The sequence below is a fragment of the Saccharopolyspora sp. NPDC000995 genome (assembly GCF_053599315.1).
Genome location: NZ_JBSFLZ010000353.1, coordinates 1 through 1,216, shown reverse-complemented (window position 1 = coordinate 1,216; position 1,216 = coordinate 1). Strand labels below are relative to the sequence as shown.

The window sequence follows — 1,216 nt, the reverse complement described above, 5'->3', positions numbered from 1 at the left end:
TTTCGATGGGCTGCTGGCCTCGGGTGAGGGGGCGTTGCGGGAGTTAGCGGTGTTCGTGCGGAACCTGGCGCGGCAGGTGCGGTATTTGAAGCTGGCGACGATCCATAGTCTGGAAATTTTGTTGTTCGAGATGGCGTGGGCGGTGTATTGGGCGGGGGCGACCGGGGGTGCGTCGATGGCGTGGCTGGCGGCGCGGATGGCGGTGATGCGCTTTTTGCTGTCGCGGTGGTGGGGCCAGTTGTTCATGCGGTTGGCCATGGCGGCAGCCGGTGGGGTGGCGTTCAACGTGGTACCGGATCTGCAGGCCCAGATACAGATGCTGGGTGAGAAATCAGCCCAGAAGTGGGACGGGAAGCTCAGTGAGCAGGCGGCGGGAATGGGGGCGTTCTCGGCGTTGGTGTCGCTGCCGTTGTCGGCGGTAGGCGGACTGGTCGGCAATACGCTGACGAAGGTGCTGGTGCGGGGACTCGGCGATGAAGTGGACGAGAAGATCCTGGAGGCGGCGGCGAAGCGGGCGGTGGCCGAGCACGCGGAGAAGTATCCGATCTCGGCGATGGCCCGCTTCGCCGATGCGGTGGGGGAGCACCTGGATCATTACGCGGGAATGTCGGTGCGGGGCATGTGGTCGGCACGGTTCGGCAGCGGGATCGGGGAAGCGTTATCCGACGGCCTAGGCGAGTTGTTCGGCGAGGTCGGATATCAGGCGGCCACAGGCCAAGACGTGACCTGGAACCCGTTCTCGGTGACAGCAGGCGTATCCGAGTCGGTATTCAGCGGTGTGGGCAATCTGACAGGCTTGGCATGGCGGGGCAAACTGCACCCGCAAGGCCCGAGCCCCTACCTCGACGACACCAGCCGACGTCCAGACACCACCACCGACGGCGGCGGGCTCAACGAGGAGAAAACCCCACTGCCGGGGGCAGGACCTGGGTCGCAGCCAGGAGATACCCCTGGCTCCCCAGGCAAGGACAACACGTTCGATTCCTCCGATACCTCGAAGCCGTCTGATGCGGACTCTGTTTTCCCGGTCGGGCCGGTGGATTCGGCTGCGGTGCCGGTGCCCTCCGGTAAAGACCTGGTGGCGTCCGCTGCCGTGGACGGCAAGGACAACAAGGACGTTGAGGGCGGTGCTGGTAGCAGTGTGGTGGGCGGGGACGCGACGGGTGGTGTTCCGGCGGTGCGGGACTACGGGCAGCACCGGCCGGGTACGCCGCCA

The 1,216-nt window shown here is 66.0% G+C and carries 1 protein-coding gene; it reads left to right on the top strand.

Features of this window, described 5'->3' with window-relative positions:
- Positions 1-49 precede the first annotated feature (49 nt).
- A partial coding sequence (locus ACWDKQ_RS36285) for a hypothetical protein (protein WP_450143258.1) occupies positions 50-1,216 on the top strand: 1,167 nt, incomplete at its 3' end.